Source organism: Nonomuraea sp. NPDC003754 (assembly GCF_053605785.1).
The window spans coordinates 183,396-209,761 of the sequence record NZ_JBSGJX010000014.1 but is presented as its reverse complement, the minus strand read 5'-3'; the positions used below and the strand labels follow the sequence as shown (position 1 = coordinate 209,761).

The 26,366-nt window shown below is 73.3% G+C and carries 19 protein-coding genes and 1 pseudogene; 13 read left to right on the top strand and 7 right to left on the bottom strand.

Features of this window, described 5'->3' with window-relative positions:
• From ACWEVS_RS19835 to ACWEVS_RS19815, 5 genes and pseudogenes are all read left to right on the top strand, one after another.
• Window positions 1-1,389 (top strand): annotated as a pseudogene (locus ACWEVS_RS19835) (hypothetical protein); the annotation flags it as partial.
• A gap of 4 nt (window positions 1,390-1,393) precedes the next feature.
• Window positions 1,394-3,229: a serine/threonine-protein kinase gene (locus tag ACWEVS_RS19830; protein ID WP_452552680.1), complete on the top strand. Its 1,836-nt coding sequence runs from the start codon at window positions 1,394-1,396 to the stop codon at window positions 3,227-3,229.
• Between the two features lie 37 nt (window positions 3,230-3,266).
• Window positions 3,267-4,610: a serine/threonine-protein kinase gene (locus tag ACWEVS_RS19825; RefSeq protein ID WP_452552678.1), complete on the top strand. Its 1,344-nt coding sequence runs from the start codon at window positions 3,267-3,269 to the stop codon at window positions 4,608-4,610.
• A 195-nt stretch (window positions 4,611-4,805) separates the two neighbouring features.
• Window positions 4,806-5,585 carry an electron transfer flavoprotein subunit beta/FixA family protein gene (locus ACWEVS_RS19820; protein ID WP_452412421.1) on the top strand — a complete coding sequence of 260 codons (780 nt, stop codon included), beginning with the start codon at window positions 4,806-4,808 and terminating at the stop codon, window positions 5,583-5,585.
• A 19-nt stretch (window positions 5,586-5,604) separates the two neighbouring features.
• The gene (locus ACWEVS_RS19815) at window positions 5,605-6,558 is read left to right on the top strand and encodes an electron transfer flavoprotein subunit alpha/FixB family protein (RefSeq protein ID WP_449928839.1); all 954 of its coding nucleotides are present in this window, start codon (window positions 5,605-5,607) and stop codon (window positions 6,556-6,558) included.
• Between the two features lie 50 nt (window positions 6,559-6,608).
• Here the strand turns inward: ACWEVS_RS19815 and ACWEVS_RS19810 are convergent, their stop codons facing one another.
• From ACWEVS_RS19810 to ACWEVS_RS19800, 3 genes are all read right to left on the bottom strand, one after another.
• Window positions 6,609-7,100 (bottom strand): HIT family protein, encoded by a 492-nt coding sequence (locus ACWEVS_RS19810; protein WP_449928837.1) that lies wholly within the window; start codon window positions 7,098-7,100, stop codon window positions 6,609-6,611.
• Between the two features lie 176 nt (window positions 7,101-7,276).
• Window positions 7,277-8,395 carry an MFS transporter gene (locus ACWEVS_RS19805; RefSeq protein ID WP_449928835.1) on the bottom strand — a complete coding sequence of 373 codons (1,119 nt, stop codon included), beginning with the start codon at window positions 8,393-8,395 and terminating at the stop codon, window positions 7,277-7,279.
• A 189-nt stretch (window positions 8,396-8,584) separates the two neighbouring features.
• Window positions 8,585-9,085 carry a TetR/AcrR family transcriptional regulator gene (locus ACWEVS_RS19800; RefSeq protein WP_354909797.1) on the bottom strand — a complete coding sequence of 167 codons (501 nt, stop codon included), beginning with the start codon at window positions 9,083-9,085 and terminating at the stop codon, window positions 8,585-8,587.
• A gap of 53 nt (window positions 9,086-9,138) precedes the next feature.
• On the opposite strand from ACWEVS_RS19800, the gene ACWEVS_RS19795 reads away from it, so the two are divergent.
• From ACWEVS_RS19795 to ACWEVS_RS19785, 3 genes are all read left to right on the top strand, one after another.
• Complete coding sequence (locus tag ACWEVS_RS19795; protein WP_449928832.1) at window positions 9,139-10,296, top strand: cysteine desulfurase family protein; 1,158 nt, start codon at window positions 9,139-9,141, stop codon at window positions 10,294-10,296.
• A 144-nt stretch (window positions 10,297-10,440) separates the two neighbouring features.
• Window positions 10,441-10,659, top strand: coding sequence for a hypothetical protein (locus tag ACWEVS_RS19790; protein WP_452412426.1), 219 nt, complete (start codon window positions 10,441-10,443; stop codon window positions 10,657-10,659).
• A gap of 160 nt (window positions 10,660-10,819) precedes the next feature.
• Window positions 10,820-11,662, top strand: coding sequence for an MBL fold metallo-hydrolase (locus ACWEVS_RS19785; RefSeq protein ID WP_452552676.1), 843 nt, complete (start codon window positions 10,820-10,822; stop codon window positions 11,660-11,662).
• Window positions 11,663-11,668: 6 nt separating this feature from the next.
• On the opposite strand, the gene ACWEVS_RS19780 is transcribed toward ACWEVS_RS19785, so the two are convergent.
• Window positions 11,669-12,082 carry a DoxX family protein gene (locus ACWEVS_RS19780; protein WP_449928826.1) on the bottom strand — a complete coding sequence of 138 codons (414 nt, stop codon included), beginning with the start codon at window positions 12,080-12,082 and terminating at the stop codon, window positions 11,669-11,671.
• A 150-nt stretch (window positions 12,083-12,232) separates the two neighbouring features.
• Entirely contained in the window at window positions 12,233-12,793 is a 561-nt protein-coding gene (locus tag ACWEVS_RS19775; protein WP_449928824.1) for a TetR/AcrR family transcriptional regulator, read from the bottom strand.
• 78 nt (window positions 12,794-12,871) lie between these two features.
• Here ACWEVS_RS19775 and ACWEVS_RS19770 point away from each other — a divergent pair, with 78 nt between their 5' ends.
• Complete coding sequence (locus tag ACWEVS_RS19770) at window positions 12,872-14,629, top strand: ABC transporter ATP-binding protein (protein ID WP_452552675.1); 1,758 nt, start codon at window positions 12,872-12,874, stop codon at window positions 14,627-14,629.
• A gap of 63 nt (window positions 14,630-14,692) precedes the next feature.
• A complete protein-coding gene (locus ACWEVS_RS19765) occupies window positions 14,693-17,914 on the top strand; it encodes a S8 family serine peptidase (protein WP_452552674.1) in 3,222 nt (1,073 codons plus the stop codon).
• 93 nt (window positions 17,915-18,007) lie between these two features.
• Here the strand turns inward: ACWEVS_RS19765 and ACWEVS_RS19760 are convergent, their stop codons facing one another.
• Window positions 18,008-19,069 carry a DUF695 domain-containing protein gene (locus ACWEVS_RS19760; protein ID WP_449928818.1) on the bottom strand — a complete coding sequence of 354 codons (1,062 nt, stop codon included), beginning with the start codon at window positions 19,067-19,069 and terminating at the stop codon, window positions 18,008-18,010.
• A gap of 228 nt (window positions 19,070-19,297) precedes the next feature.
• Here ACWEVS_RS19760 and mnmA point away from each other — a divergent pair, with 228 nt between their 5' ends.
• Window positions 19,298-20,356, top strand: a complete 1,059-nt coding sequence (gene mnmA, locus ACWEVS_RS19755; protein WP_354909772.1) for a tRNA 2-thiouridine(34) synthase MnmA — start codon at window positions 19,298-19,300, stop codon at window positions 20,354-20,356.
• Window positions 20,357-20,378: 22 nt separating this feature from the next.
• Here the strand turns inward: mnmA and ACWEVS_RS19750 are convergent, their stop codons facing one another.
• On the bottom strand, window positions 20,379-21,008 hold the full coding sequence (locus ACWEVS_RS19750) for an MBL fold metallo-hydrolase (protein WP_354909770.1): 630 nt from the start codon (window positions 21,006-21,008) through the stop codon (window positions 20,379-20,381).
• Between the two features lie 121 nt (window positions 21,009-21,129).
• On the opposite strand from ACWEVS_RS19750, the gene ACWEVS_RS19745 reads away from it, so the two are divergent.
• A complete protein-coding gene (locus ACWEVS_RS19745; protein WP_354909767.1) occupies window positions 21,130-22,095 on the top strand; it encodes a methionine synthase in 966 nt (321 codons plus the stop codon).
• 49 nt (window positions 22,096-22,144) lie between these two features.
• Window positions 22,145-26,359, top strand: a complete 4,215-nt coding sequence (locus ACWEVS_RS19740; RefSeq protein ID WP_452552671.1) for a caspase, EACC1-associated type — start codon at window positions 22,145-22,147, stop codon at window positions 26,357-26,359.
• Window positions 26,360-26,366: the final 7 nt, after the last annotated feature.

Genomic DNA, 26,366 nt, shown 5'->3' with positions numbered 1-26,366 from the left:
GGGCCCTGCGCGCCCGGCGGCCGGCAGCACGGCGGCGGCGACCACGCCCCGCAGGTGCACCCGCAGGGCGGCAGGCAGCAGGGCCCGCAGCCGACGCAGCCGCCCGGCCTGCCCGGACAGGGCCAGGTCCCGGGGCAGGGTGCGCAGGGTCAGGTCGCTCAGGGACAGGGTCAGGGGCCCGGTTCGCGCGGGCAGGGCCAGGTCCCTGGGCAGGGTGCTCAGGGGCAGGGTGCTCAGGGTCAGGGGCCGCAGGGCGAGCCGACCACGACGGGCGGCGACCCGTGGCCGACGCGGCGCGTGAGCCCCGAGGAGCTGCGCCAGATGCGTGAGGAGGCCGCGTCGCACCCGTGGGACGCGCCGACCCGCGCGGCCACCGACCCGCCCGCCAGCCGTCCCTGGCCGGTGTCCGGCCAGCCCGACCATCACGCTTCGCCTCCCGGCCACGGAACGGCCCAGCCGCCCGCCGGCCAGGGCGGTGGCCACCCCGCGGGCGGCTTCCAGCAGGGAGCGGGGACGTTCCCGCCGGCCGGCGGCCAGGGCGCGCAGGGCGGCCGATCCGGCTACCAGGGCGTGCCCCCGCAGGCTCCGCCGTACCCGCACCGGGACGGCGACATCCCCACCCGCAGGGTCCGCACCGACTCGCCGGACTTCCCCTCCCCGTACGGCCAGCCGTACCAGGGGACGCCGCAGCAAGGCCACCAGCAGGGCCACCAGGCGCCGCAGGATCCGGAGACGTGGCGCGAGCCGCGCATCCCCGGCTCGCGTCCAGGAGCGGCGTTGCAGCGCTCCAAGGCGTACGGCGTCGCCGGCGGCATGCTGCTGGTCATCATGATCGTGCTGGCGGTCCTGGCTCCCGTGGTGATGACCGCGGTGGTGCTGCCGTGCGTCGTGCTGCTGCGCGCGGCCGACCTGGCCCAGCCGCAGCTCAACGCCAGACGGCCGACCAGCGCCGCGGCGGCCGACGTGATCAGGGTGTTCGGCCAGCCCGCCGCGCTGCTGAAGTCGATCGGCATCACGATCGCGCTCGTGCCGTACGCGCTCATCCTCGGCCTGCCCGTGACGCTGCTGCTGACCGTGCTGACCTGGATGCCGTTGCCCAACGCGCTGGCCTGGGGCGCGGCGATCGCGCTGTGGACCGTGTGCGCGGGTCCCGGGGTCGAGTCTCCCGGACGGCAGATGCGCAGGACGCTCGCGTCCCTGGTTCCGTCGCGTACGGTGGCCATGGGGGTCGCGGGCGTGCTCGCGGTCGGAGCCGCGCTCTCGCTGGTCCTGGCGCTCGGCACGGTGCCGAACTCAGGCAGGCAGGCGGTGTGGTCGCCGGTCGGCGTGAGTCCGGTCACGGACAGGCTTCAGGACCTCAGGGGGAAGGCGGAGCAAGGAGGGGGATGAGTAGATGAGCACCGGCAACACCCAGGCGCCCGAGCGTCTCGGACCCTACCGGCTCGTCAGGAAGATCGGCGAGGGGGGCATGGGGGTTGTCCACCTCGGGATCGACGAGGAGGGGCGCGAGGTCGCCATCAAGGTGCTGCACCCCCACGTGGCCGCCGACCTCAAGGCTCGCGACAGGCTGACCCGCGAGGTCGAGACCATGCGCAGGGTGCGCAGCAGGAACGTGGCCGAGGTGCTCGACGCCGAGCTGGTCGGGGGCCAGCCGTACGTCGTGACCAGGTTCGCGCCGGGGCGCACACTCGAGGAGACGGTGCTCACCGACGGGCCGCTGCCCGCCCAGGAGCTCATCAGGCTGGCCCAGGGGCTGTGCACGGCCCTGGTGGCCATCCACGCGGCCGACGTCATCCACCGCGACTTCAAGCCGTCCAACGTCATGCTGGTCGACGGCGAGCCGCTGGTCATCGACTTCGGCATCGCGCACCTGGTCAACGCGACCAGGCTCACGCAGACCGGGATGTTCGTCGGCACGCCCGGCTATCTCGCCCCCGAGATCATCCGCGACTCGGAGATCACCCAGGCCGCCGACGTGCACGCGCTGGCCTCCACGGTGTTCTTCGCGGCCGTGGGGGCGCCGCCGTTCGGCACCGGCACGTTCGAGGTCGTCTGCTTCAACATCATGGAAGGCAGGGCGCAGCTCGACAAGGCCCCGGCGTGGCTGCGCGGCTGGCTGTCCAGGGCGCTGTCGGTCGACCCGCAGGCGCGGCCGAGCGCGCAGGACCTGCTGCGGATGGCGCGGCAGCTCGACCCGACGGTGACCAGCTTCCACGAGACGCCGCCGAACGGCACGCGGACGCTGGAGCAGCCGCCCAGGACCAGGACGTTCGAGCGCGACGACAGCTACTCCGACCTGCTGCCGCCGGTGGAGTACGCCCAGCCGTCCAGGCCCGAGCCGAAGCCCCGCAAGGAGCCGAAGCCGCGCGACGAGCAGCGACGGCGCGAGCCGGCCACGCCGCCGCCGTACGTGCCCGCGAACGTGCCGCCGTACCGGCCGGCCGCGCCGTACCCCGACCAGCGTGTGGCCGGCTATCCACCACCGCCGGAGCAGGCGGCGGTCAGGCCGTACACGCCGCCGCCGCCGGCCGCCGCCCGCCCCTACACGCCGCCGCCCGCCGCGCGGCCGAAGTACCGCGTCGGGCACCCGCTCATCGCGGCGTTGCTGCTGACCCTGCTGGTCGCGCTCGCGGTCATGATGCCGGTGATGGTGGGGGCGGCCGCCGTGGTGATCGCGCTGGTGCTGCGCGTGGGCGAGTACCTGTTCGGCGACCACGTGGCCCGCCGCCAGCTGCGCGGCAGCAGCGCGGCCGACCCGGCGCTGATCCTGCTCGGCACCCCGTGGGCGCTGATCAAGTCGGCGTTGATGTCGCTGGTGCAGGTGCCGCTGTCGATCCTGTGGGGCGTGTGCGTGTGGGGCGTGCTGAACTACGGGCTGAAGGTCGAGAGCGACCAGGCGGTGGCCTACGCCGCGGGCGCCTTCGCCGCCGGCCTGTTCGTGCTGCCGGGCGGGGGAGCGCCGCGCAAGGCGGTCACCCGCACGCTGACCGGCGTCATCCGCAGCCCGGGGGCCGGGCTGGTGGTGGCCATCGCGGTCGGCACCGCGGCCCTGCTCGCGGTGATGTTCGCGATGGGCCAGGAGCCCACCTGGTATCCGTGGGAGCAGCCCTCCGACGTGGTCAGGGAACTGACCCGCAGCGCCCAGGAGAGCGTGACGGGGCTCATCACGGGGCTCATCGACTCGCTCATGACCAGCCTGGGGCTCGGCTTCCTGTCACCCTGGTCATAACGTGGTCTCCCGCCTCCGCGCGGGGCACTATGGAGACATGAGCGAGCCGGACGGTGAGCACCTTGGCCCCTACCGACTGCTGTCCACCCTGGGCTCCGGCGGCTTCGGGGAGGTGCATCTCGCGCTCGACCCCGAGGGGCGCACGGTCGCCGTCAAGCTCCTGCACCCGCATGTCGCCGCCGACGCCTCGGCGCTGACCAGGCTGGAGCGCGAGGTCGAGACCATGCGGCTGGTCGAGGGGCCGTGCGTGGCCGAGGTGCTCGACGCCTCGCTCGGCGGCGACCGGCCGTACCTGGTGACGCGGTACGTGCAGGGGCGGCCGCTCAGCGTCGTCCCGGTGCCCGTGGCCGACCTGCGGCGCCTGGCGAAGGGGCTGGCGCAGGCCCTGCTGGCCATGCACGAGGCGGGCGTGGTGCACCGCGATCTCAAACCGGCCAACGTGATGATGGCCGACGGCGACCCCGTCGTGATCGACTTCGGCATCGCCTCGGCGCTCGACTCCCTGTCGGTCACCGCCTCGGGCGCGGTCATCGGCACGCCCGGCTACCTGGCGCCCGAGGTGCTGGAGGGGCAGGAGGCGGGCGCGCCCGCCGACGTGTTCTCCTTCGCCGCCACGCTGGCCTACGCGGCCACGGGGCGCCAGCCGTACGGGACGGGGCCGCTGTCGGCCATCGCCTACCGGGTGGTCCACCACGAGCCGGACCTGGAGGGGGTGCCGGCCTGGCTGGAGCCGCTGCTGGGCGAGTGCCTGCAGCGCGATCCCGAGGCGCGGCCGACGGCCGCGCGGATCTGCGCGCTGCTGGGCGCGGACCTGCCCGCCCGGGGCCGGCACGGCGTCACCGGCGCCGGTACGGCACGCCGCCGTCCCGCGCTGAGCGAGAGCCAGGAGCCGGCGGCGCTGCTCGACGCGTCGGGCGGCGGCTTCTTCTCGCGGGGCAGGCGTCGGCAGGGGCCGGGGCCCGCCCGGCCGGTCGAGCCCGGCGTGCACGACCTGTCCACGCGCGAGTGGCGGCCGGGCGCCGACCGGCACCGCAGGCCGCCCGAGGAGGCCAGGTCCCTGCACAGGGAGAAGATCCGCAGGAGGTGGGTGATCGGGTCAGGGGTGTTCGCCGCGCTGCTCGCGGCGGCCGCGCGCACCCCGCTGCCCGAGGTCTCGCTGCTGTTGCTGGCCTCCTACGCGCTGGTCGTGGTCGCCGACGCGGGGGTGGCCCTGCTGTCGCGCGGGCTGTTCAGGACCAGGCGCATGGTGACGGACCTCACGTCCGTGGCCGGCGTGGCGGTTCTGTGGCTGGCGCTGAGCAGCTTCTTCAGCCCGGCGACGCTGGCCCTCTTCGCCGTGACCGCGCTGGTGGTGGGCGTGGTCTTCCTCCTCAACGCCTGATCGGTCCTTCGGGCGGGGGCCACGGCGGGCTTCCGGAACAAAGTTCGGTAGGGTGGGGCGAACTGCGGGTTTGCGTCAAAGCTACCCGTGGGTAACATGACCACCCGAGGGGCCGTGCAGCTGGCGCCCCGGGCAGTCTGGCAGTCTGGACAGCACCCATCCGAGCATGCGATTACGGGAGGTCGGCCACCGGCCATGAACATCGTCGTCTGCGTGAAGCAGGTCCCCGACACGGCGACCGAGCGCAAGCTCCGGTCTGATGACAAGACGCTCGACCGTGACGCCGCCGACGGCGTCGTCAACGAGCTTGACGAGTACGCGGTCGAGGAGGCCCTGAAGCTCAAGGAGGCCCACGGCGGTGAGGTGACCGTTCTCACCATGGGTCCCGGCAAGGCCACCGAGACCATCCGCAAGGCCCTGGCCATGGGCGCGGACAAGGCGGTTCATCTCAGCGACGACGCCCTGCACGGCTCGGACGCGCTCTCGACCTCCTACGCGATGGCCCAGACGCTGAAGAAGATCGGCTTCGACCTGGTCATCCTCGGCTCCGAGTCGACCGACGCCCGTACCGGCGTGCTCGCCGCCATGCTGGCCGAGCGCCTCGGTGTCGCCCAGCTCACGCTGGCCAACAAGGTGGACGTCGAGGGCTCCTCGATCTCCGTCCAGCGCCTGACCGACTACGGCTACGACAAGGTCGAGGCCACCCTGCCCGCCGTCGTCTCCGTGGTCGAGAAGATCAACGAGCCGCGCTACCCGTCCTTCAAGGGCATCATGGCGGCCAAGAAGAAGCCGGTCGCCGCGATGGGCGTGGCCGACGCCGAGATCGACCCGGCGCAGGTCGGGCTCGGTGCCGCCTGGTCCGAGGTCGTCGACTTCGCCGCCGCTCCTCCGCGCGCGGCCGGCACGATCGTCAAGGACGAGGGCGACGGTGGCGTGAAGGCCGCCGACTTCCTCGCGTCCAAGAAGTTCATCTGAGAACGGGGGTTTTGCTGATATGTCGGAGATTCTCGTTCTCGTCGAGCAGGTCGACGGCGAGGTCAAGAAGGTCACGCTGGAGCTGCTGACCCTGGCCCGCTCGCTCGGCGCCCCGTCGGCCGTCTGGGCCGGCCCCGGCTTCACCGCCGACGCCAAGGCCAAGCTGGCCGAGTACGGCGCGGAGAAGATCTACGTCGCGGGTTCCGCCGACGTGGTCGACTACGTCGTCGCGCCCAAGGCCGAGCTGCTCGCCCAGCTCGTCGGCGCGGCCTCGCCCGCCGCCGTCCTCGTCGCCGCCACGGCCGAGGGCAAGGAGGTCGCGGGCCGCCTGGCCGTCAAGACCGACTCGGGTGTCATCACCGACGCGGTCGGCGTCGGCGAGGGCCTCGTCGCCGACCAGTCCATCTTCGGTGGCGGCGTCAACGTCCAGTCGCGGGTCACCAAGGGCACGCCGATCATCGCGGTCCGCCCCAACTCCACCACGCCGTCCCCGGCCCCCGCCGCGGGTGCCGAGGAGGAGGTGTCCGTCACGCTCTCCGACGCCGCGAAGGCCTCGAAGATCGTCGACAGGGTCAAGCAGGAGAAGGGCGCCCGCCCCGAGCTGACCGAGGCGGCGATCGTCGTCTCCGGCGGCCGTGGCGTCGGCTCGGCGGAGAACTTCTCGGTCATCGAGAACCTCGCCGACGCCCTCGGTGCGGCCGTCGGCGCCTCCCGCGCCGCCACGGACGCCGGGTGGTACCCGCACCAGTTCCAGGTGGGCCAGACGGGCAAGACCGTCTCGCCGCAGCTGTACATCGCCGCCGGCATCTCCGGCGCGATCCAGCACCGGGCCGGCATGCAGACCGCGAAGACCATCATCGCGATCAACAAGGACCCGGAGGCGCCGATCTTCGAGCTGGCGGACTTCGGTGTCGTGGGCGACCTGCACCAGGTCGTCCCGCAGCTCGCCGACGAGATCGGCAAGCGCAAGTAGGTCCATGCCGAAGGCGGCGGCTCCCCTGGGGGGCCGCCGCCTTCGCGTTCCTATCGCAGGGCCGCCCTGATGCGGTCGGCCAGCTCCCTCGCCTGCTCCTGGCTCCACGGAATGAGGCCGTTCTCGCTCATGAGGGCGTGAAACTGCTGCTCGTGGTACGGCGTGCCGGGCGGGAGCGGCGCCACGTGCCAGTGCAGGTGCGCGTTGCCCTGCTGGCTGCCCAGCGTGAGCAGGTAGGTCCGCTCCGACGGCACGACCGCCTCGACGGCCAGCGCCACCCGGCGCACCACGGCCATCAGGGCCAGGTAGGCGGCCTCGTCCAGGTCGCGCACGGCGTGCTCGAGGTGCGCCTTGGGGGAGACGAGGGTGTAGCCCGGCATGGTCGGGTACCTGGCCAGGAAGGCCAGGTGCGCGTCGTCCTCGTAGAGGATCTCCTCCAGGGCGTGCGCGGGATCGCCGGCCACGATCGCGCAGATGAAGCAGGGGCCGGTTCTGGTGCGCTCGACGTAGGCGTCCAGGTCCATGCGCTCGGTGCGGTTCATGATCCTTTTTCCCCTGCCGGACGGCCCCGCGTCCAGCGGACGGCACCGCGCGCCTGGTTTCCGCGTGCGCGGGTTCTGCGGGCGGCGGTGGTGCGTGGCGGAGGGGGCATGGCGGGGAGCCCCGGGAGGCGGGGCGCACGCCGTTCGGGAGGACGGGCGGGCGCCCCGCCGGGAGGTCAGGCGGCGAGCTCGGCGGGCTCGCGTCGCTCGACCGGGGCGATCGTGATGACCTCGGGCTCGGCGCGGGGCAGGAGGCGGGCGGCCACCGTGATGAGCAGGCCGAGCGCCACGGCGATGCCCAGCGCGGTCCGCAGCGAGGTGATGTCGCTGAGGAAGCCGATCACCACGGGGCCGAGCAGCAGGCCCGCGTACCCCATGGCGCCGGCCTGGGCGATGGCGGGACCGGGGTTGTCGGTCGAGGTACCGGCCAGCGATAGCGTCATCGGGGAGATCGTCGCCACGCCGAGGCCCACGAAGAACATGGTGAGCACGGCGATCAGCGGCGTGGCGGCGGTCAGCACGATCGCGAACGTCGCGGCCGTGGCCAGGCCCGAGACGGTCATGATGCCCCGCACGCCGAAGCGGGTGCGCAGCCTGTCGCCGCCGAGCCTGGCGACCAGCATGCCGATCTCGAAGATCGGGTAGCCGAGCGCGGCGACCGCCTCGGTGGCGCCCAGCTCGTTACGCATGAACAGGCCGTTCCAGTCGGCGACCGTGCCCTCGACCATGAACGCGAAGAACATGATCGCGCCCAGCAGGTAGACGATCGGCGGCATCCGCCTGCGCGCCCTGGTGGCAGTCCCGGTCACGGGGGCCTCGGGCAGATAGGTGCGTCCGGTGATCATGATCAGCGGGAGCGAGACGAGGGCGACGAGGGCGAGGTTGGCGGTGAAGGACAGGCCCAGGGCGATCGACAGGCTGCCGACGCCGCCCGCGGAGATCGCGCCGACGCACCAGCCCGCGTGCATGCCGTTCATCAGCGGCCTGCCGTAGGCCTGCTCGACCGTGGAGCCCTGGGCGTTCATCGCGATGTCGACCGTGCCGAACGCCAGACCGAACACCGCGACCGCGACCAGCAGCGACGGCAGGTTGGGCGCGCAGGCGACGCCGAGGAGCGACAGTGCCGTGGCAGGGCCGCCGACCCGCAACACCGTCCTGCTGCCCACGCGGTTCATGATCCCGCGCATCGCCTGCATGGTGATGAGCGCGCCCAGACCCCACACGAGCAGGATCACGCCGATCGTCGCCTCGGACAGGCCGAGTTTGTCGGTCAGCGCCGGGATGCGCACCGTCATCGTGCCCACCATGAAGCCAGCAAGGACAAAAGTGAGGATCGACCCAAAACGGGCAGTCCTCAGGTCGCGGGTCATCGTCAACACCTCTCAGGGTCGTCACATCGCACGCCGGCGCGCACGCGGGCGTCGTGGGGAAAACGGGTTGGGAAATGGGGGGATGGGGAGAATGGGTGGCGCGACGGGGGCGCGCTACAGCAGGGCGAGCAGGCGGGCCTCGAGGGCCCGTAGGTCGCTCTCGGAGTTGAGGGCGGGGTCGTGGCTCGCCACGTCCCACAGGCCCTCACACGCCAGCCGTACGATCTGGGAAGCCACGGGGTCGGGCTCGTCGGCCAGCCCCTCGCGGTGCCACCTGGCCATGGCGTCGCGCAGCGGCGCGAGCAGGTACAGGTTGCCGGAGGCGCTCGTCACGACCGCCCATCGTCGCAGCCGGCCCGTGCGGACGGCCGCCAGCGTGGCACCCAGGTACCGTTTGGTGTAGGTGTCGTACGGCTGCGCCGCCACCAGGTCGTCGAACTCCGCGATGAGCCGCTCGACCATGCCCTTGATGAGGGCTTCCTTGCTGTTGAAGTGGTAGAGAAGTCCGCCCTTGCTCACGCCGGCCCGCTCGGCGACGGCGGAGAGGGTGAGCGCGGCCGAGCCCTGGTCGCAGAGGAGCTCCTCCGCGGCATCCAGCAACTCGTCACGCCTCATGGTTCTACTGTACCGTCCGGACGGTACAGTTGCAAACGAGATACCCTGAGCGGGTGAGCCCGGCCTACCTAGATCACGCGGCGACCACTCCGATGCTCCCCGAGGCCATCGAGGCGATGACCCGGCAGCTCGGCCGCGTGGGAAACGCTTCGTCGCTCCACGCGGCAGGACGGCAGGCCCGCCGGGTGGTCGAGGAGTCCCGCGAGGCGATCGCCGACGCCCTCGGCGCGCGTCCCAGCGAGGTCGTCTTCACCTCCGGCGGCACCGAGGCCGACAACCTCGCCGTCAAGGGCCTCTACTGGGCCCGCGAGCCGCGCCGGCGCATCTTGATGAGCTCGGTCGAGCACCACGCCGCGCTCGACCCGGCGACCTGGCTGGCCGACCGGCAGGGCGCCGAGGTCGAGCTGCTCGAGGTCGACGCCGACGGCAGGGTGCACCCCGACACGCTGCGCGCCGCCATCGAACGCGACCCCGCGGGCGTCGCCCTGGTCAGCGTGATGTGGGCCAACAACGAGGTCGGCACCGTCCAGCCGATCCACGTGCTGGCCGCGATCGCCCACGACCACGGCATCCCCTTCCACACCGACGCCGTCCAGGCGGTCGGCATGCTGCCCGTCTCCTTCGCCGACTCCGGCGCCGAGGCGCTCACGCTGAGCGGCCACAAGGTCGGCGGGCCGATGGGCGTCGGCGCCCTGCTGCTGGCCCGCGGCATCACGCCCGTCTCCGTCCTCCACGGCGGCGGCCAGGAACGCGACGTGCGCTCCGGCACCCTCGACGCCCCCGCCATCGCCGGGTTCGCCGCCGCCGTCACGGTGGCCGTCGGCAACCAGCAGGAGCAGGCGCGCCGCCTCGCCGCCCTCCGCGACGACCTCATCAAGCGGGTACGGCAGGCCGTCCCCGACGTGATCCTCAACGGCGACCCGGACGACCGGCTGCCGGGCAACGCCCACTTCTCCTTCCCCGGCTGCGAGGGCGACGCGCTGCTGATGCTCCTCGACGCCAAGGGCGTGGAATGCTCGACCGGATCGGCGTGCTCGGCCGGCGTGGCCCAGCCGTCCCACGTGCTGCTGGCGATGGGCGCGGACGCCGCGACCGCCCGGGGGTCGCTGCGGTTCACGCTCGGGCACACCTCGACGCAGGAGGACGTCGACCGGCTCGTCGAGGTGCTTCCCGCGGCGGTGGAGCGGGCCCGCCGGGCCGGCCTCAGCTGACGGGGGCACGGGCCTGGGGCCCGGCGCAGGTCCGGCGTGGGCATCAGGCGAGACGACCGGGCCCACGCCGGTTGGAACGGCGCCGAAAGGGCAGGTGAGAAGGTAAGCGAGCGGTGAAATGGCCACCTCATGAAGGAGGCCGTCGTGGAGCTTTCACAGCGCGAACGCCGGATCCTGATCGAGATCGAACTCGGCCTGCAGCGGGACCGGAGATACGCCCATCTCTTCGATGTGCTCGACGCCTCGCCGAGGGTGGGGCCGCAACGTTTCGCCTGCCAGGTCAGCGCCACCGAGCTGGCGGTCGTCGTCGTGGTGGCGCTCGCGCTCGCGGCACTGCCGATGCTGGCCGTCCTCGCCCTGTGACCCGCGCCGAGGCGGACCCGGCCGGCGCCCCGGGTCACCGCGGGTACGGCGCGTAGATCATCTGTGGCTGGGTCGCTGACCTGGGCTGACGTCCGAAGGCGGGCGTTGGGAGGCGCCGGCCGGTGGGTAGGGCGGTCGATACGCAACGTCAGGAGACATGATGTCGGACCGCGATCAGGCCGATGTGCGCTTCATCGGCAACGCCACCACACTCATCCGCTACGACGGCTTCACCGTGCTGACCGACCCCAACTTCCTGCATCGCGGCCAGCACGCCTATCTCGGTTACGGCCTCACCAGCAGGCGGCGCACCGAACCGGCGCTGGATGTCGACGAGCTGCCGCCGCTGGACGCGATCGTCCTGTCCCACATGCACGGCGACCACTGGGACCGGGTGGCGCGCAGGGGCCTGGACAGGAGCACGCCCGTCATCACCACCCGCCATGCCGCGCGCCGCCTGCGACGGCAGGGGTTCGGCGCGGCCGTGGGTCTCGACCTGTGGCGCGAGCACCGGCTGACGGCCGGCGACCGTACGCTCACGATCACGGCCCTGCCCGCCAAGCACGCGCCGGGCGTCGCGAACCTGCTGCTGCCTCCGGTCATGGGCAGCATGCTCGAGTTCGGCGACTCCTCGGGACGGACGGACCTGCGCCTGCACATCAGCGGCGACACGCTGATGGACCACCGGGTCCTGTCGGGCATCCCGATCCGGTTCCCGGCCATCGACCTGGCGATCGTGCATCTGGGCGGCACCAGGCTGCTCGGGACGCTCCTGGTGACCATGGACGGCGAGCAGGGCAGCCGTTGGGTCCGCCTGATCGACCCCCGAGAGGTGCTGCCGGTCCACTACGACGACTACACCGTCTTCACCTCGCCGCTGGACGACTTCCTGCGTCACATCGACAGGTCGGGGCTGTCCGAGCGGGTGCGCCGCCTCGCCCCGGGCCAGAGCCTCCCGCTGCCCCTGCGCCCGGCGAGCCGTGAGCGCAGGGGGCGCGCGTAAGCGAGGCTAGACCACGCTGGTCGGCGTCTGATGGCGTGAGCGGCTCAGCAACGTGTCCAGTGCCCACACTCCCGGGCCGAGGACCGCGATCAGCAGGAACGACCAGCTGTAGACCGCGGCCAGCTCGCCCTGGTTCTGCAGCGGCCACAACGCCTTCGGCTGGTGGACGAGGAAGTACGCGTAGGCCATCTCGCCGGAGCAGATCAGCGCCGCGATCCGGGTGAACAGGCCGACGATGAGCAGGCTCCCGCCGACGAGCTCGATGATGCCGGCGTACCACGCCGGCCAGCTACCGGCCGGGACCACTTCGCCGCCGAGCACGCCGAAAAGCTTGGCCGCGCCGTGGCAGGCGAACATCAGCCCCACGACGATACGGAACAGCGACAGGACGTACGGTCCGGCCGCGTCGATGTTTTTCATAATGGCTCTCCTCTACAGCAGTGCTCTGCCCGCGTGGTGAGGAGCGCCCGGCAACTCAAGACATTTTTGGTACGGATTTCACCTACCTGCGAAGCTCCCCGCGGGAGCCGCCCGTGGCAGGGCCGAGGACCGGGTCGAGCCGGGCGTCGTTCAGGCCGCGACTGCCTTCCGCAGCGAGCGCAGGCACAGCCCCAGCGCCTCGTGCTTGGAGGCGCCCGAGTCGCGGATGTGCTGCCACGCGCTGTAGAGCAGGGACCACACGACCTGCTGCATCCAGTCGGCGGGCAGCTCGGCGTCGATGGCGCCCTCGGCCTGCCCCCGCTCGATCAGCTCGATCAGCGCCCGGTCGGACGGGGTCTCCTCCTCCCACATGTCGCTGGCCACGAGCTGGGGTTCGGTGAAGGCGAGCATGAGCCCGTCGCCGAGTTCGAAGTACTCCTGGCAGAGCCGGTCGAGCGCCTGGAGCGCAGGCCCCTCGGTGGGTCTGGCCCGCGCGGTCGCCGCCGCGATCCTCTCCAGCACGTCGTTGCCGATGGCCGTGATCAGGTCGGACCGTTCGGGGAAGTAGCGGTGGATCGTGGTGCGACCCACGCCCGCGGCGGCGGCGACGTCGCTCAGCGACGCGCCGGGGTCCTTGGAGAGCGTGGCGACCGCCGCGTCGAGGATGGCGCGCCTGGTCCGTGCGCGCATGCCGGTCTCAACAGCAGTCATGTGTCCCACGGTAGCGCACCGTGCCCCATCGTGGAACAAGCTTGACCGCTATGGAACACATATGTTCCACTAGAGAGCATGCGTGTTCCCGTCTTTCCGCGGCTGCGTGTCCTGTGGTCTTTCGCCCGGCCCCACTGGGGCAAGCTGGCGATCGGCCTGCTGCTCGCGCTGATCGGCTCGGCGCTGGGCCTGGCGACCCCCATGGTGACCAAATGGGTGCTCGACTCGCTCGGCGCCGCCACCTCGCTCGCCGGACCGGTCGTGGCGCTCCTCGTGCTGCTGCTGATCGGCGCGTTGATCTGGTCGTGCCAGTGGATCGTGCTCGGCGCGCTCGGCGAACGCGTCGTGCTGGAGGCGCGCGAGTCGATGGTGCGCAGGCTCTTCAGGGCGAAGGTGCCCGAGGTGACCAGGCGGCCGACGGGCGAGTTCGTCACGCGCGTCACCTCCGACACCGTCCTGCTGCGCGAGGCCGCCTCCTCCAGCCTGATCGGGCTGATCAACGGCGTGGTCATGCTGGCCGGCACGCTCGTCCTCATGGGCGTGCTCGACCTTGTCCTACTCGGCACCACGGTCGCCGCCGTGGTCGTGGTCGGCGTGCTGTTCGCCGTGCTCATGCCGGCCATCGCGAAGGCGCAGGAGCAGGCGCAGGAACACGTGGGCAGGCTCGGCGGCGTGCTGGAAAGCGCGCTGCGCGCCATCAGGACCGTCAAGGTCAGCAGGGCCGAGGACCGCCAGGCCGAGCGGATCATCGCCGACGCCCGCGCGTCCACCCGGCACAGCGTCAGGGCCGTGCGCAGGGAGGCCGTCGCATGGACCCTCGCATGGTCGGGCATCCAGCTGGCGATCATCCTCATCCTCGGCATCGGCGCCTGGCGGGTCGCGGCCGGCCACCTGGAGGTCTCCAGCCTGATCGCGTTCCTGCTGTACGCTTTCGCGCTGATGGAGCCGGTCACCGAGCTGAGCCAGAACGTCACCGCGCTCCAGTCGGGCATCGCGGCGGCCGAGCGCATCCGCGCGGTCGACGACCTGGAGCTGGAGAGCGACGTGCCGGTGACACGGCATGGACCGCCCGCCACGCCCTCCGGGCCGGTCCTGGAGCTGCGCGGGGTCTCGGCCGCCTACGGGCCGGGCGCCGAGCCGGCCGTACGCGGCGTCGACCTGGTGATCCCGCGCACGGGCCACACGGCGATCGTCGGGCCGTCAGGCGCGGGCAAGACCACGCTGTTCTCGCTGCTGCTGCGCTTCCTGGAGCCGCAGGAGGGGCAGATCCTGCTGGACGGCGTGCCGTACACGGGGCTCACGCACGAGCAGGTGCGCGAGCGGCTCGCATACGTCGAACAGGACACGCCGATCGTGCCCGGCACGATCCGCGACAACCTGTTCTTCTCCCACCCCGACGCGACGGAGGAGGAGCTGGAGCGGGTCCTCGCCGAGGTACGGCTGGCCGGCATGGTCGACCGGCTCGGCGACGGGCTGGACACGCCGCTGTCCTCCACGTCGGTGTCGGGCGGCCAGCGGCAGCGGATCGCGCTGGCCAGGGCGCTGCTGCGCACGCCGGACGTGCTGCTCCTCGACGAGGCCACGGCGCAGCTCGACGGGCTGACCGAGGCGGCCGTCCACGAGTGCATCGCGGCCCGGGCCCGGACGGGCGCCGTGGTCACCGTCGCGCACCGGCTCTCCACGGTGATCGACGCGGACACGATCGTGGTGATGGAGGACGGCGGCGTTCGCGCCCAGGGCACGCACGAGGAGCTGCTGGAGTCCGACGAGCTGTACCGCAGGCTGGTCGAGGCGCTGCGCATCGCCGCGGAGGAGGTTCCCGCCAAAGCGGCGTGAACCGGTCGACGGCCTTCGGCGAACAAGGGGTGGATCTTTTCCTTGTGACCCGTGAGGTGGCTGATGACCTTAGGTAAGTCGTTCGTCGCCGCTCTGCTCGCCGGAGCGGTCGGCTTCACACCGGCACCGCGGCAACCGTCGGACGCGGTCGGCTCCACGCCGGCACTGCGGCAACCGGCGGACACCGAGAAGGCAGTCGGCGGCGCCGCCCAGACGGGCAGCGTGACCCTGATCACCGGCGACCGCGTGGTGGTGACCGGCCATGGCCACCGCGTGGAGCCGGGTGCGGGCAGGGAGGTGAGCTTCACCAGTCAGGTGCGCGGGGGCCATCTGTACGTGATCCCCTCCGACGCCCGTCCGCTCATCGCCGAGGGCGTGCTGGACCGGCGGCTGTTCGACGTGACCCAGCTGCTGGCCTGGCGGTACGGCGACGCCGACACCCCGGACATCCCGGTGATCTCGCAGACGACGGGTGGCCAGGCCGCCCTGGTGCCGCAGGGGGCGCGGCAGACGCGGCAGCTGTCCGGACTCGGGATGAGCGCCTCGCGGGTGCCCAAGGCGGGCGCGGCGCAGGCGTGGAAGGGCCTGGTGGGCGGGGGCGCCCGGCCGGCGGCAGGGAGGACGAAGTTGTGGCTGGACGGCCGCCGCTCCTTCTCGCTGGACCAGAGCGTCAAGCAGATCGGCGCTCCGCAGGCCTGGCAGCAGGGCCTGACCGGTAAGGACGTCACGGTCGCCGTGCTCGACTCCGGCTACGACCCCGACCACCCGGACCTGAAGGACGCGGTGGTGCAGGCGCGCAACTTCAGCGAGGACCCCGACGTCCGCGACACGCTCGGCCACGGCACCCATGTCGCCTCGATCGTGGCGGGCAGGGGCGAGAAGTACCGCGGGGTGGCGCCGGAGGCCAAGCTGGTCATCGGCAAGGTGGGCACCGCCGCCGGACCCGTCGACTCGGCCATCCTGGCGGGCATGGAGTGGGCCGCGATGGAGGTCAAGGCCAAGGTCGTCAACATGAGCCTCGGCGACGTCGACTCCATGGAGCTCGACCCGCTGGAGCAGGCGGTCGACACGCTGTCGGAGCGCACCGGCACGCTGTTCGTCGTGGCGGCGGGCAACGACGCTCCGCACGGCGTGGTGAGCAGCCCGGGCAGCGCCGACGCGGCGCTCACGGTGGGCGCCGTGGACAGGCAGAACCGGATGGCGGACTTCTCCAGCCCCGGGCCACGGGTGAGCGACCACGCGATCAAGCCGGACGTCACCGCGCCCGGCGTGGAGATCGTGGCGGCGGCCGCGTCCGGCACCGCCGACGGCCCCTACGTGGCCTACAGCGGCACGTCGATGGCGTCCCCGCACGTGGCGGGAGCGGCGGCGATCCTGGCCCAGCGGCATCCCGAGTGGACCGGCGCGCAGCTGAAGGCGGCGCTCGTCGGCAGCGCCGCCCCGCAGCAGGGGGCCGGGCCGTACCAGCAGGGGGCGGGACTGGTCGACCTGGTCCGCGCGCTGAAGCAGCCGGTCGCGGCGACCACCGGCAGCGTATGGGCGGCCTTCCCGTGGAACGGCACCGGCGAGCGGGTGAGGACCAGGACGATCACCTACGCCAATGCGGGCGACACACCGGTCACCCTGGACCTGGCGGCCGAGGGCGAGGTGCTGAAGCTGTCGGCCGACCGGCTCGAGGTGCCCGCCAAGGGCCAGGCGTCGGTCACGCTGACGATCGACGCGACCGGCAAGGCGCCGGGCGACTATCCCGGGACGGTCACCGCCCGCTCCGGCGAGACGGTGGTCCGCACGCCGGCCGGCGGCTACGTCGAACCGGAGTCCTACGACGTCACCATCACGCTGGTCGACAGGCAGGGCCGGCCAGCCAGGCCATGGGTCGCCGAGCTCTACGACGCCGACACCGGCGACGTCCGCATGCCGGCCGTCAAGGACGGCGTGGCCAAGCTCCGCCTGCCGAAGGGCGACTGGAACTTCTACAGCGAGGTCCCCGAGCGCGACGCGTTGACGATCGCCGCCACCCCGGTGAAGGTCGACAACGGCGACCAGCAGGTAACGGTGGACGCGCGCCAGGGCAGGCCGATGCGGGTCACGATCGATGACCCCACCGCCGCCACCGGGCCCGCGCTCGAGATCAGCATCGGCCATGGACCGTGGACCACGCAGTCCGGCGTCCACGGCTGGGACCCCAACACCGAGGTGTACGTCGTTCCCACCCGCCAGCCGGGGCTGACCGCCAGGTTCAGGACGGTGTGGCGCAGCAAGGACGTGTCCCCCAGCCCGTACGTCTACGACCTCGTCGACCAGCGGACCGGCGGCTTCCCCGACGACCTGTCCTACCACGCCAGGAAGAACGACCTGGCCAAGGTGACGGCGACCTACCGGGCCTCCGGCGTGGCCGCGAAGGGCCGGCCCGCGACCGGGCCGCGGTTCCGTGGCCGGCCGGGCATGGTGACCCCGGTGACAGGCGCGATCGACCTGCCCGGCACGATCACCCACTACCGGACCCCCGGGCTGGTGTGGGACAGCATGCTCGACGTCGGCACCGCCGTCGTCGCCGACGCGGGCAGGCTCATGGGTCGCGGCCAGACCAGCGAGGTCTGGAACGCGGCGGTCACCGGGCCGTCGTTCCCCGCCCCCGGCGGCAGCCGAACCGGCGACCAGCTGACCTTCTCCGGCGCCGGGCTGTTCGCCGACGGCGGCGCGGGCCGGACCGGCTCCGACAGCGCCGCCACCGGCAGCGCCACCCTCACCAAGGACGGCCAGGTCATCGCCAGGACCGACCTGACCGGCTGCGTGTTCTACCTGTCCGAGCCGTGCCGGCTCCACGCCGGTCTGCCGGCCGGGCAGGCCACCTACACGCTGACCGCCTCGGCGCGCCGGCAGGTGCCGTACACGACCCTCTCCACCGGCGTGGACGCCACCTGGACGTTCCCGTCCTCGACCGCCACCACGGAGCAGCCGCTCCCGCTGATGGCCGTGCACTACACCCCCGCCGGGCTCGACGACCACAACCGCGCCAGGCCCGGGTCCCTGACCCGGCTGCCGCTGTCCGTCGAGCGCAACCCCGGCGCGGCGAAGGCGGAGGTGACGTCCGTCCGGCTGGAGATGTCCACCGACGACGGCACCACGTGGCGCCGCATCCCCGTGGTCCGCACCGGATCAGGCTGGACCGCCGCCGTGCCCAACCCCGGCACGGCGGGGTTCGTCTCCCTCCGGGCGAGCGCGCATGACAGCGCGGGCGCGAGCGTGACCCAGACGATCACCCGCGCGTACGCCGTGGGCTGACCCCTCACGCTCTGGTACGGCCGGCCGCAGCCGTACCAGAGCACCGAGGTGGCGGCCCCGCACCTCCGCCCGCAGACTGCTGTGCCCCGCGTTCTAGGACAGGAAGGGGGCGACCGCCGTCCAGCCGGGGTCGGTGACCACGTCGACGAGCGGCTGGCCCTCCTCCCAGCTCACGATCAGTTCCTTGGCGTGGATGGCCGCCTCGCCCGTCGGGTCGGCGTAGACGTGGATCACCCTGGCGCCCTCCGCGCTCAGGTGCGCCGCCAGCACCCCGTCGGCGTGCTGCCTGCCGAGCCTGGCCGCCAGCCGTTCCTCGAACTCCCGCAGCGCCGTCAGCGACTCGCCCACCGGCAGGCCGTTCTCGTCGGCGTGGGCGTAGGGGAGGGTGATCTGGATGTGCTGGTCGTAGAGCGGGTGGTCGACGGGACGCAGCGGGAAACGGGCCGTCGCGATCAGCGGCGCGCCGCCCGCGGTCTGCCCTTCGAGCAGCACCCACTGCTCCTCGGCGAACTCGGTGGCCAGGTCGGCGATCACCGCGGGCAGGTGCACGGCCTCGACCGAGTCGATCGGCTGGAACGTCGCCGGAGTGATCTCGCCCACCCACCTGGCCACGTCGTCCTCGCCGAGCAGCCAGTCGAGGGACAGCAGGGTGGCCTCCATGCGGGTGTCCTCGTCCAGCATGACGAAGACGGGGTGGAAGGCCGCGATGTCGATGCGCGGGTTGCCCCTCGGCACCCGCAGCCCGAGCAGCAGCTTGTCGAGCGCGAACTCGTAGCCGCCGACGTCGAGCGTGAGCTCCATCGCCTCGGGGTTGGCCTGGCGCGAGGGGTGGTACTCCCACAGCGCGTCGGTCTCCGGCGCGCCCTTCGACCACCGGTGGGCGAGCGAGCGCAGCTCGGGGTCGCCCGCGGCGGTCACCACCAGCGCCTGCTGGGCCTGCCTGCCCGGCGCGACCTCCCAGACCAGGCCGGGATGGATCGCGGTGACCGCGGGCGCGATCAGCTCCGACAGCCGCTCGGCCTCGCCGGCCTCGACCAGCGCGTCGATCTGGGGCCTGGTCTCCCGCCACCACTCCCAGAACTCGGCCAGCGCGTCGCCGGTCTCGCCGGTCTCGCCGGCCTCTTCCTCGTCGTCCTTGCGCCCGAACAGTCGCATAACCCAGCATTCTCGCACCTCGCGGGCGCGTAACTCGCCGATCTCCGCCCGCCCGGCGAGCCGATCTACGCCGGTGTCAGCCCGCCGGTATCCGCTCCCGCCGGTGTCGCCCCGCTGCTCCGGTGGCCGGCCGCCCGGCCCACCCCGCCCCACCCCTCGCCGTCCCTCCGCCGCGAGGTCTCCCCGGAGGGTCGAGAAGCCGCTCGTGGACGGTAGTCTCGAAACGTCATGGGACTGCGTGTGCTTGCCGCCATGTCGGGCGGCGTCGATTCCGCCGTGGCCGCCGCTCGGATCGCCGAGGCCGGTCACGATGTCACCGGTGTGCATCTGGCGCTCTCGGCCAACCCGCAATCCCACCGCACGGGCGCCAGGGGCTGCTGCACGATCGAGGACTCCCGCGACGCCCGCCGCGCCGCCGACGTCATCGGCATCCCGTTCTACATCTGGGACATGGCCGAGCGTTTCCAGCGCGACGTGGTCGAGGACTTCGTGGCCGAGTACGCCGCCGGCCGTACCCCGAACCCGTGCCTGCGCTGCAACGAGAAGATCAAGTTCGCGGCGGTGCTCGACAGGGCGCTGGCGCTGGGGTTCGACGCGGTGGCGACGGGCCACCACGCCAAGCTCGAGGACGGCGTGCTGTCCAGGAGCGTCGACCAGGGCAAGGACCAGTCCTACGTGCTCGGCGTGCTCACCAGGGAGCAGCTCAGGCACGCGATGTTCCCGCTGGGCGGCTCCACGAAGGCCGAGGTGCGCGAGGAGGCGGCCAGGCGCGGCCTGACCGTCGCCGACAAGCCCGACAGCCACGACATCTGCTTCATCGCCGACGGTGACACGCGCGGCTTCCTCGCCAAGCGGCTCGGTCAGGAGCCCGGCGCCATCGTCGACCAGCAGGGCGCGGTCGTCGGCACGCACGAGGGCGCCTACGCGTTCACGGTCGGCCAGCGCAAGGGCCTGCACCTCGACCGTCCGACCGTCGACGGCAGGCCGCGCTACGTGCTGTCGATCGAGCCGGTGTCCAACACGGTGACCGTCGGGCCGAGGGAGGCGCTGCAGGTCTCCGAGATCGTCTGCGTCCGGCCGGTGTGGAACGGGCCCGACCGGTTCGACGACCTGTCGGTGCAGCTCCGGGCGCACGGCGAGGTGTACGGCTGCCGCTACGAGGAGCGCGACGGCACGCTCGTCGTCTCGCTCGACCGGCCGGCGACCGGAGTGGCGGCGGGGCAGGCGGCCGTGCTCTACTCGGGCGACACGGTCATCGGCTCGGCCACCATCTCCACGGCCGCCTGACGGCCCGGCGGGAAGACCCGGGTCAGGACAGGGTGGCGGAGTCGCCGACCGCCAAGCGGCGGATGTCGGCGCCCTGCTTCTCCGCCTCCATCCTCAGCCAGTTGTCCACCAGCCCGAGCCCCGCTTCGCTGTACAGCGCGTCATGCGTGGAGTACGCCCGGGCGGGCTTCACCGTGCGCAGGTACTCGATCACCTCCGCCAGCTTCAACCACGGCGCACCCGTCGGCACCAGCAGCGTCCCGACCGGCACCGGCGGCACGGTGAACGCGTCGCCCGGGTAGAACACCTCCCCGTCCACCAGGAACCCCACGTTGTCCACGACCGGCAGGTCGGGGTGGTTGGCGGCGTGCCACTCGCCGAACACCTTCATCTCGAACCCGGCGGCCTCGAAGGCGTCGCCGTGCCGTACGACGTGGGCATCGAGCCCCTCGGCCGAGCCTGAGGCGACACCCTCGCACGTCCAGATCGACACCTCGGGCGCGAGAGCGGCCAGCTTGTCGCGGTCGGCGTGGTCGAAGTGGTCGTGTGTGACAAGGACGACGTCGGCCCCGTCGAGGGCGGAGGCGTCGGTGAAGACGCCCGGATCGATGACCAGCACTTTGCCGTTCTTCTCGATCCTGACGCAGGCGTGGCCATATTTGGTGAGTTTCACCTTCCCACGATAGTTCAGGGCCCTTTACCCGGATCGGCGCGGGCGCCGCGTGGAGCGCGACACCTGGGAGTGCCGGGCGGGGTGGAGATGGCGGCTCGGCCGCCGCTCTAGGCTTGGAGCCATGTCTTTTGGCGCAACCGGTGTCGGATCCCATCCCGGCGAGGACCATCTCGAGGCCCTCAGGACGGTGTTCGGAGAGCTGCCCGACCTGCCGTACCTGCCGGAGCTGCCCGCCAGGGGCGTGGGCGCCGACATGGCGGGCCGTACGGCGGCGCTGCTGGTCGACCTGCCGGTGGAGGTCCAGCCTTCGGGCTGGCGGCTGGCCTCGCGTCCAGGCCGCGACCACCGCAGGGCCGTCGACCACCTGGCGCGCGACCTCGACGGCCTCGAAGAGGTCGCGCAGGGCTACACCGGGCCGCTGAAGGTGCAGGTGTGCGGGCCGTGGACGCTGGCGGGCGCGATCGAGCTGCGCCACGGCGACAAGATGCTGTCCGACGCGGGCGCCGTCAGGGACCTCACCGCCTCGCTCGCCCAGGGGGTGGCCGACCATGTGGCCACCGTGCGCCGCAGGGTGCCAGGGGCCACCGAGATCCTGCTCCAGCTCGACGAGCCGGGCCTGCCGGGCGTGCTGGCGGGCACCGTGCCGACGGCCTCGGGGTTCGGCAGGCTGCCCGCGGTGGAGGAGTGGCGGGTGGAGGAGTCGCTGCGGCTCTTCCCCGGCGCGATCGTGCACTGCTGCGCGCCGAGGGCCCCGATCGCGCTGCTGCGCAGGGCCGGCGTGCGGGCGATCTCGCTGGACGCCGCGCTGCTGTCGCGGCGCGACGAGGACCCGATCGGCGAGGCGGTCGAGGCGGGCGTCGACTTCTTCCTGGGCGTGGTGCCGGGCGTCGACACCCGGCTGCCCGACCTGAAGGTGATCGCCAAGCCGGCCGTGGAGCTGTGGGAGCGGCTCGGGTTCGCCGCCGAGGAACTGCAGCGCCGGGTGGTTCTCACACCCGCCTGCGGGCTGGCCGGCGCCTCGCCGGCCTACGCGCGTCTCGCCTTGTCGAAGTTGAGGGAGACGGCAAGGGCGCTGCAAGCCGGCTGAGCTATCCAGGAGGGATGAGGCGCCACCTCCGCCCCAGAGGGGCCGACGCGTGACGGCCGGAGACTTCGCCGGCGCGAGCGCGCTGCTGCTGGGCACCGGCACCCACGGCTCCGGCTCCGACCTGCCCGACCTGCCGTCGGTGGCGCGCACGCTCGCCGACCTGCGCGAGGCGCTGCTGACCAGGTGCGGGCTGGCGTCGGTGCGGGTGGTGCTCGATCCGGCCTCGCCCCGCGAGATGGGCGACGCGATCGCCGCCGCCGCGTCGGCCGAGGGGCCGCTGATCGTCTACTACGTCGGGCACGGCCTGGTCAGCAGGCGGGGGGCGCTCCACCTGGCGACGGCGGGGACCGTCTCGGGGGTCCTGGGCCTCGAGCACACGGCGCTGCCGTACGACCTGTTACGCCGCTACCTGCTCGACAACGTCGAAGGCCCGCTCGTCGTCGTCCTCGACTGCTGCTTCTCGGGCCGCGCGATCGACGGCATGTCGGACCCGTGGGACGTGGCGGAGATCTCCGGCGCCTTCGTGCTGACCTCGGCCGGGCGCAGCGAGCCGTCCTTCGCGCCCGAGGGCCTGCGCCACACCGCCTTCAGCGGCGCGCTGCTGCGGCTGCTGGCCGCGCCGCCGCCGGTGCTGACCCTCGCCGGCCTGCACCGCCGGCTGAGCAGGGAGCTGCCCGCCGCGGGCTTTCCCGTGCCGCGCGTCCGCACCACCGGGCGGGTGGGCGAGCTGGTGCTGCTGCGCGCCGCCCACACCGCGGGCGTCCCGGGACGGCGGGAGCGGCCGCCACCCTTCGACGGCCCGCCGTACAAGGGGCTGGAGGCGTTCGGGACGGCGGACGCGCCGCTGTTCTTCGGCCGCGAACGGCTGGTGGAGACCCTGGTCAGGCGCCTGGACGACCCGGCGCCGCTGATCGTCACGGGCGCGTCGGGCTCGGGCAAGTCGTCCTTGTTACGGGCCGGGTTGGTGCCCGCGCTCCGGCAGCGCGCGGCGGGCACCTCGGTGGCGGTGATCACACCGTCGGAGCCGGTTCCCGCCGACGTGGACGTGCTGGTGGTCGACCAGTTCGAGGAGGCGTTCACCGCGGGGAGGATCCCGGACCTGCGCGGGCGGGTCGTGCTCGGCGTGCGGGCCGACTTCCTCGGCCGGTGCGCCGCCGTACCCGAGCTGAGGGCGGGTCTGGAACGCGGGCCCGTCGTCGTGGGCCCGATGAGCGCCGCGGGGCTGCGCGAAGCGGTCGAGCGGCCCGCGCTGGCGGCGGGGCTGACCGTGGAGCCCGGACTGGTCGAGCTGCTGCTGCGCGACCTGGGCGAGGAGCCGGGGCGGCTGCCGCTGCTCTCCCACGCCCTGCTGGTCACCTGGCAGCGGCGGCGCGGGGCCGCGCTGACCGTGGCGGGTTACCAGGCCACGGGCGGCATCCACGGCGCGCTGGCCGCCACCGCCGACGCCGTCCTGGACGCCCTGCCGTCGAGGGAGCAGGCCCGCGCGGTGTTCACCCGCCTGGTCCACGTGGGGGAGGGCACCGACGACACCCGGCGGCGGGTGGAGCTGGACCGGTTGCTGGCCGAGGTGCCCGACGCGCTGGCGGCCTGCGAGGTGATCGACGCCTTCGCCTCCGGCGGCGCCCGGCTGATCACCATCGACGGGCCGGCGGTCACCATCACCCACGAGGCCCTGCTGGAGGCCTGGCCCGCGTTGCGCGGCTGGCTCGACTCCGACCGGGCGGGCCTGCTCGTCGAGCAGCACCTCGTGGCCGCCGCCGCGGCGTGGGAGGGCGACGACTCGGGGCTGTACCGGGGGTCCAGGCTCGCGCTCGCCCGCGAGTGGGCCGAGGGCAGGCGGCTCGGCGCGGCCGCCCGCGCCTTCCTCGACGCCTCCGCCGCCGCGGAGGAGCGCGCGGCACTGGCCGCCCGCCGCCGCGCCAGGCGCAGGGTGCTGCTGTCGGCCGTGCTGGGCGTCCTGCTGGTCCTGTCCGTGGCCGCCGGCGGCATCGCCCTCCACCTGTACGGCAGCGCCGACGCCGCCCGCCGGAGCGCCACGGCCAGGGCCCTGGTCCTTCAGGCGAACGCCCAGGTCCAGACGGACCCGCCGGTCGCGCTCCGCCTCGGGCTCGCCGCGCTCGCGATCGAGCCGGGCGAGCGGCACCGGGCCGCGCTGGTCGGGCTGCTGGCCGGCACCCTCTACTCGGCCAGGCTCGAGGGCGCCGGCCCCGGTCTGCTGGGCCTGGCCTTCAGCCCACGGGGCCGGATGGTGGCGACCGTGGGCATGGGCGGGACGGCCGAGGTGTGGGACACCTCCAGGCCGCACGCGCCCGTGCGGGTCGCCTCGCTGCGCGGCCACACGGGACACGTGCGGACCGCGGCCTTCAGCGGTGACGGCCGCACGCTCGCCACCGGCGGCGACGACGGCACGGTGATCATCTGGCAGGTGGCGGGCTGGGCACGGACGGCCACGTTCGAGTCTGGCTTCGGCAGGATCTACGCGCTGGCCTTCAGCCCCGACGGCAGGCGGCTCGCGCTCGGCACGGCCGCGGGCGCGCACGTGTGGCCGGTGGGCGACGACCAGCCCGCGACCACGCTGCCGACGCACCAGGACGATCCGGTCAGATCCGTGGCCTTCACGAAGGACGGGCGGCGCGTCGTCGCCTGCGCAAGGTTCACCGCGTGCCTGCTGTGGACGCCGGGAAAGGCCGCCGGGAGCTTCACCACGCCGGCGTCCGCCGAGGGGGAGCAGGCGCAGGTCACGTGGGCGGTCGCGGTCAGTCCCGACGGCAGGACGATCGCCACCAGCGGCCGGCGCTCGCGCGCCTACCTGTGGAACATCGAGGGCGCCCGGCCGAGGCCGCTGGCCGACCTGGCGGGGCACGCCTCCGGGGTGAAGGCGGTCGCCTTCAGCGGCGACGGCAGGCTGCTGGCCACGGCGGGCGGCGACGGGCGCACGATCGTGTGGGAGGTGGGCGAGGGCGCTCCGGTGCAGCGGGCCGTGGTCGGCGCGGGCACGGGCGGGATCGTGGCCGCCGCCTTCGACCCCGTCACCTCCGACCTGGTGACGGCCGACAGCGACGGCAGGACGGTGCTGTGGGGGACCGCGCGGCTGCGTCCGCCCGCCGTCCTGGCGAGAGTGCCGCGGCCGGACGTCGGGCGCGGGGTGCTCGCCCGAGACGGCAGGCGGCTGGTGACGGTGACGGCCGAGCACGCGGTCACGTTGTGGGAGATGGGGGCCGGCCGGCTGACCGAGGCGGCGGCGCTCGCCGAGGACGCCGGGCAGGTGTCGGCGCTGGCCCTGGACGGTACGGCGGTGCTGGCCGGGCGGGTGGACGGCGGCGCCGTACGGTGGACGGAGGGCGCCGCCGCGCGGCTGCTGCCGCCGGGCGCCAGGGTCACGGCGGTCGCCTCGGCGGGCGGACGGGCGCTGGCGGGCACCGAGGACGGCACCACGACGCTGTGGCCCGCCGCGACCTCACCCCCGGTACGGCTGCCGCCGATCGCGAGCCCGGACGACCCGGGCGACGCCCCTGCCCCTGCGGACGTCCCCGCCTCCGTCGGGGCCCCGGCCCCGGCGGGCACTCCGGCCCCTGCGGACGTCACGGCCCCGGGAGGCGTCCCGGCCTCCGTTGGCGTCCCGGCCTCCGTTGGCGTCCCGGCCTCCACCGGCGCTTCCGCCTCCGTCGACGCCGCGGTGATCAGCGACGACGGGCGGCTGGCCGTCACGGGCGACGCCCGGGGCGTGGTGCGGCTCTGGACCCTGGCGGACCCGCGCAGGCCGGTGCCCGCCGCCGCCTTCGCCGCCGACCCCTCCGGGATCGTCTCGGCCGCCCTGTCGCCCGACGGTCGCCGGCTGCTCACCGGCGGCAGCGCGAAGCTGGCCAGGCTCTGGGACGTCTCCGACCCGGCCAGGCCGCGTCACCTGGCCGACCTGGGCAACGACGGTCCCGTGGTGTCGTCCGTCGGTTTCGCCCTCGGCTCGGCCGTGGCGTACACGGGGGCGGGCGGCGGCCCCGTCACCCTGTGGCACGTGGAGGGGTCGGGCCAGGCCCGCAGGTACGCGGCGCTGCCGGCGGCCGACGAGGTCACGATGAGCGCCGACGGGACCCGGATGCTCGCCGTCGGGCCGGGGCCTGAGGCCGTCGTGCGGGACCTCGCGCCGCACATGGCCGTGCTGCGCGACCCCGTGGCGGCCGCCTGCGGCATCGTCCGTCGCGGGCTGGACGAGAAGGAGTGGATGCGGCTGACCGACGGACTGGCCTACCAGCGTTCGTGCCCCTAGGAGATGA

Excerpts from the sequence above, each read along its gene's own strand:
- ACWEVS_RS19770 (WP_452552675.1), top strand. The coding sequence starts at position 12,872 with ATGCGTGTTCCCGTCTTTCCGCGGCTGCGTGTCCTGTGGTCTTTCGCC.
- ACWEVS_RS19780 (WP_449928826.1), bottom strand. The coding sequence starts at position 12,082 with ATGAAAAACATCGACGCGGCCGGACCGTACGTCCTGTCGCTGTTCCGT.
- ACWEVS_RS19825 (WP_452552678.1), top strand. The coding sequence starts at position 3,267 with ATGAGCGAGCCGGACGGTGAGCACCTTGGCCCCTACCGACTGCTGTCC.
- ACWEVS_RS19745 (WP_354909767.1), top strand. The coding sequence starts at position 21,130 with ATGTCTTTTGGCGCAACCGGTGTCGGATCCCATCCCGGCGAGGACCAT.
- ACWEVS_RS19830 (WP_452552680.1), top strand. The coding sequence starts at position 1,394 with ATGAGCACCGGCAACACCCAGGCGCCCGAGCGTCTCGGACCCTACCGG.
- ACWEVS_RS19785 (WP_452552676.1), top strand. The coding sequence starts at position 10,820 with ATGTCGGACCGCGATCAGGCCGATGTGCGCTTCATCGGCAACGCCACC.
- ACWEVS_RS19760 (WP_449928818.1), bottom strand. The coding sequence starts at position 19,069 with ATGCGACTGTTCGGGCGCAAGGACGACGAGGAAGAGGCCGGCGAGACC.
- ACWEVS_RS19805 (WP_449928835.1), bottom strand. The coding sequence starts at position 8,395 with ATGACGGTGCGCATCCCGGCGCTGACCGACAAACTCGGCCTGTCCGAG.
- ACWEVS_RS19765 (WP_452552674.1), top strand. The coding sequence starts at position 14,693 with ATGACCTTAGGTAAGTCGTTCGTCGCCGCTCTGCTCGCCGGAGCGGTC.
- mnmA (WP_354909772.1), top strand. The coding sequence starts at position 19,298 with ATGGGACTGCGTGTGCTTGCCGCCATGTCGGGCGGCGTCGATTCCGCC.
- ACWEVS_RS19800 (WP_354909797.1), bottom strand. The coding sequence starts at position 9,085 with ATGAGGCGTGACGAGTTGCTGGATGCCGCGGAGGAGCTCCTCTGCGAC.
- ACWEVS_RS19810 (WP_449928837.1), bottom strand. The coding sequence starts at position 7,100 with ATGAACCGCACCGAGCGCATGGACCTGGACGCCTACGTCGAGCGCACC.
- ACWEVS_RS19775 (WP_449928824.1), bottom strand. The coding sequence starts at position 12,793 with ATGACTGCTGTTGAGACCGGCATGCGCGCACGGACCAGGCGCGCCATC.
- ACWEVS_RS19815 (WP_449928839.1), top strand. The coding sequence starts at position 5,605 with ATGTCGGAGATTCTCGTTCTCGTCGAGCAGGTCGACGGCGAGGTCAAG.
- ACWEVS_RS19820 (WP_452412421.1), top strand. The coding sequence starts at position 4,806 with ATGAACATCGTCGTCTGCGTGAAGCAGGTCCCCGACACGGCGACCGAG.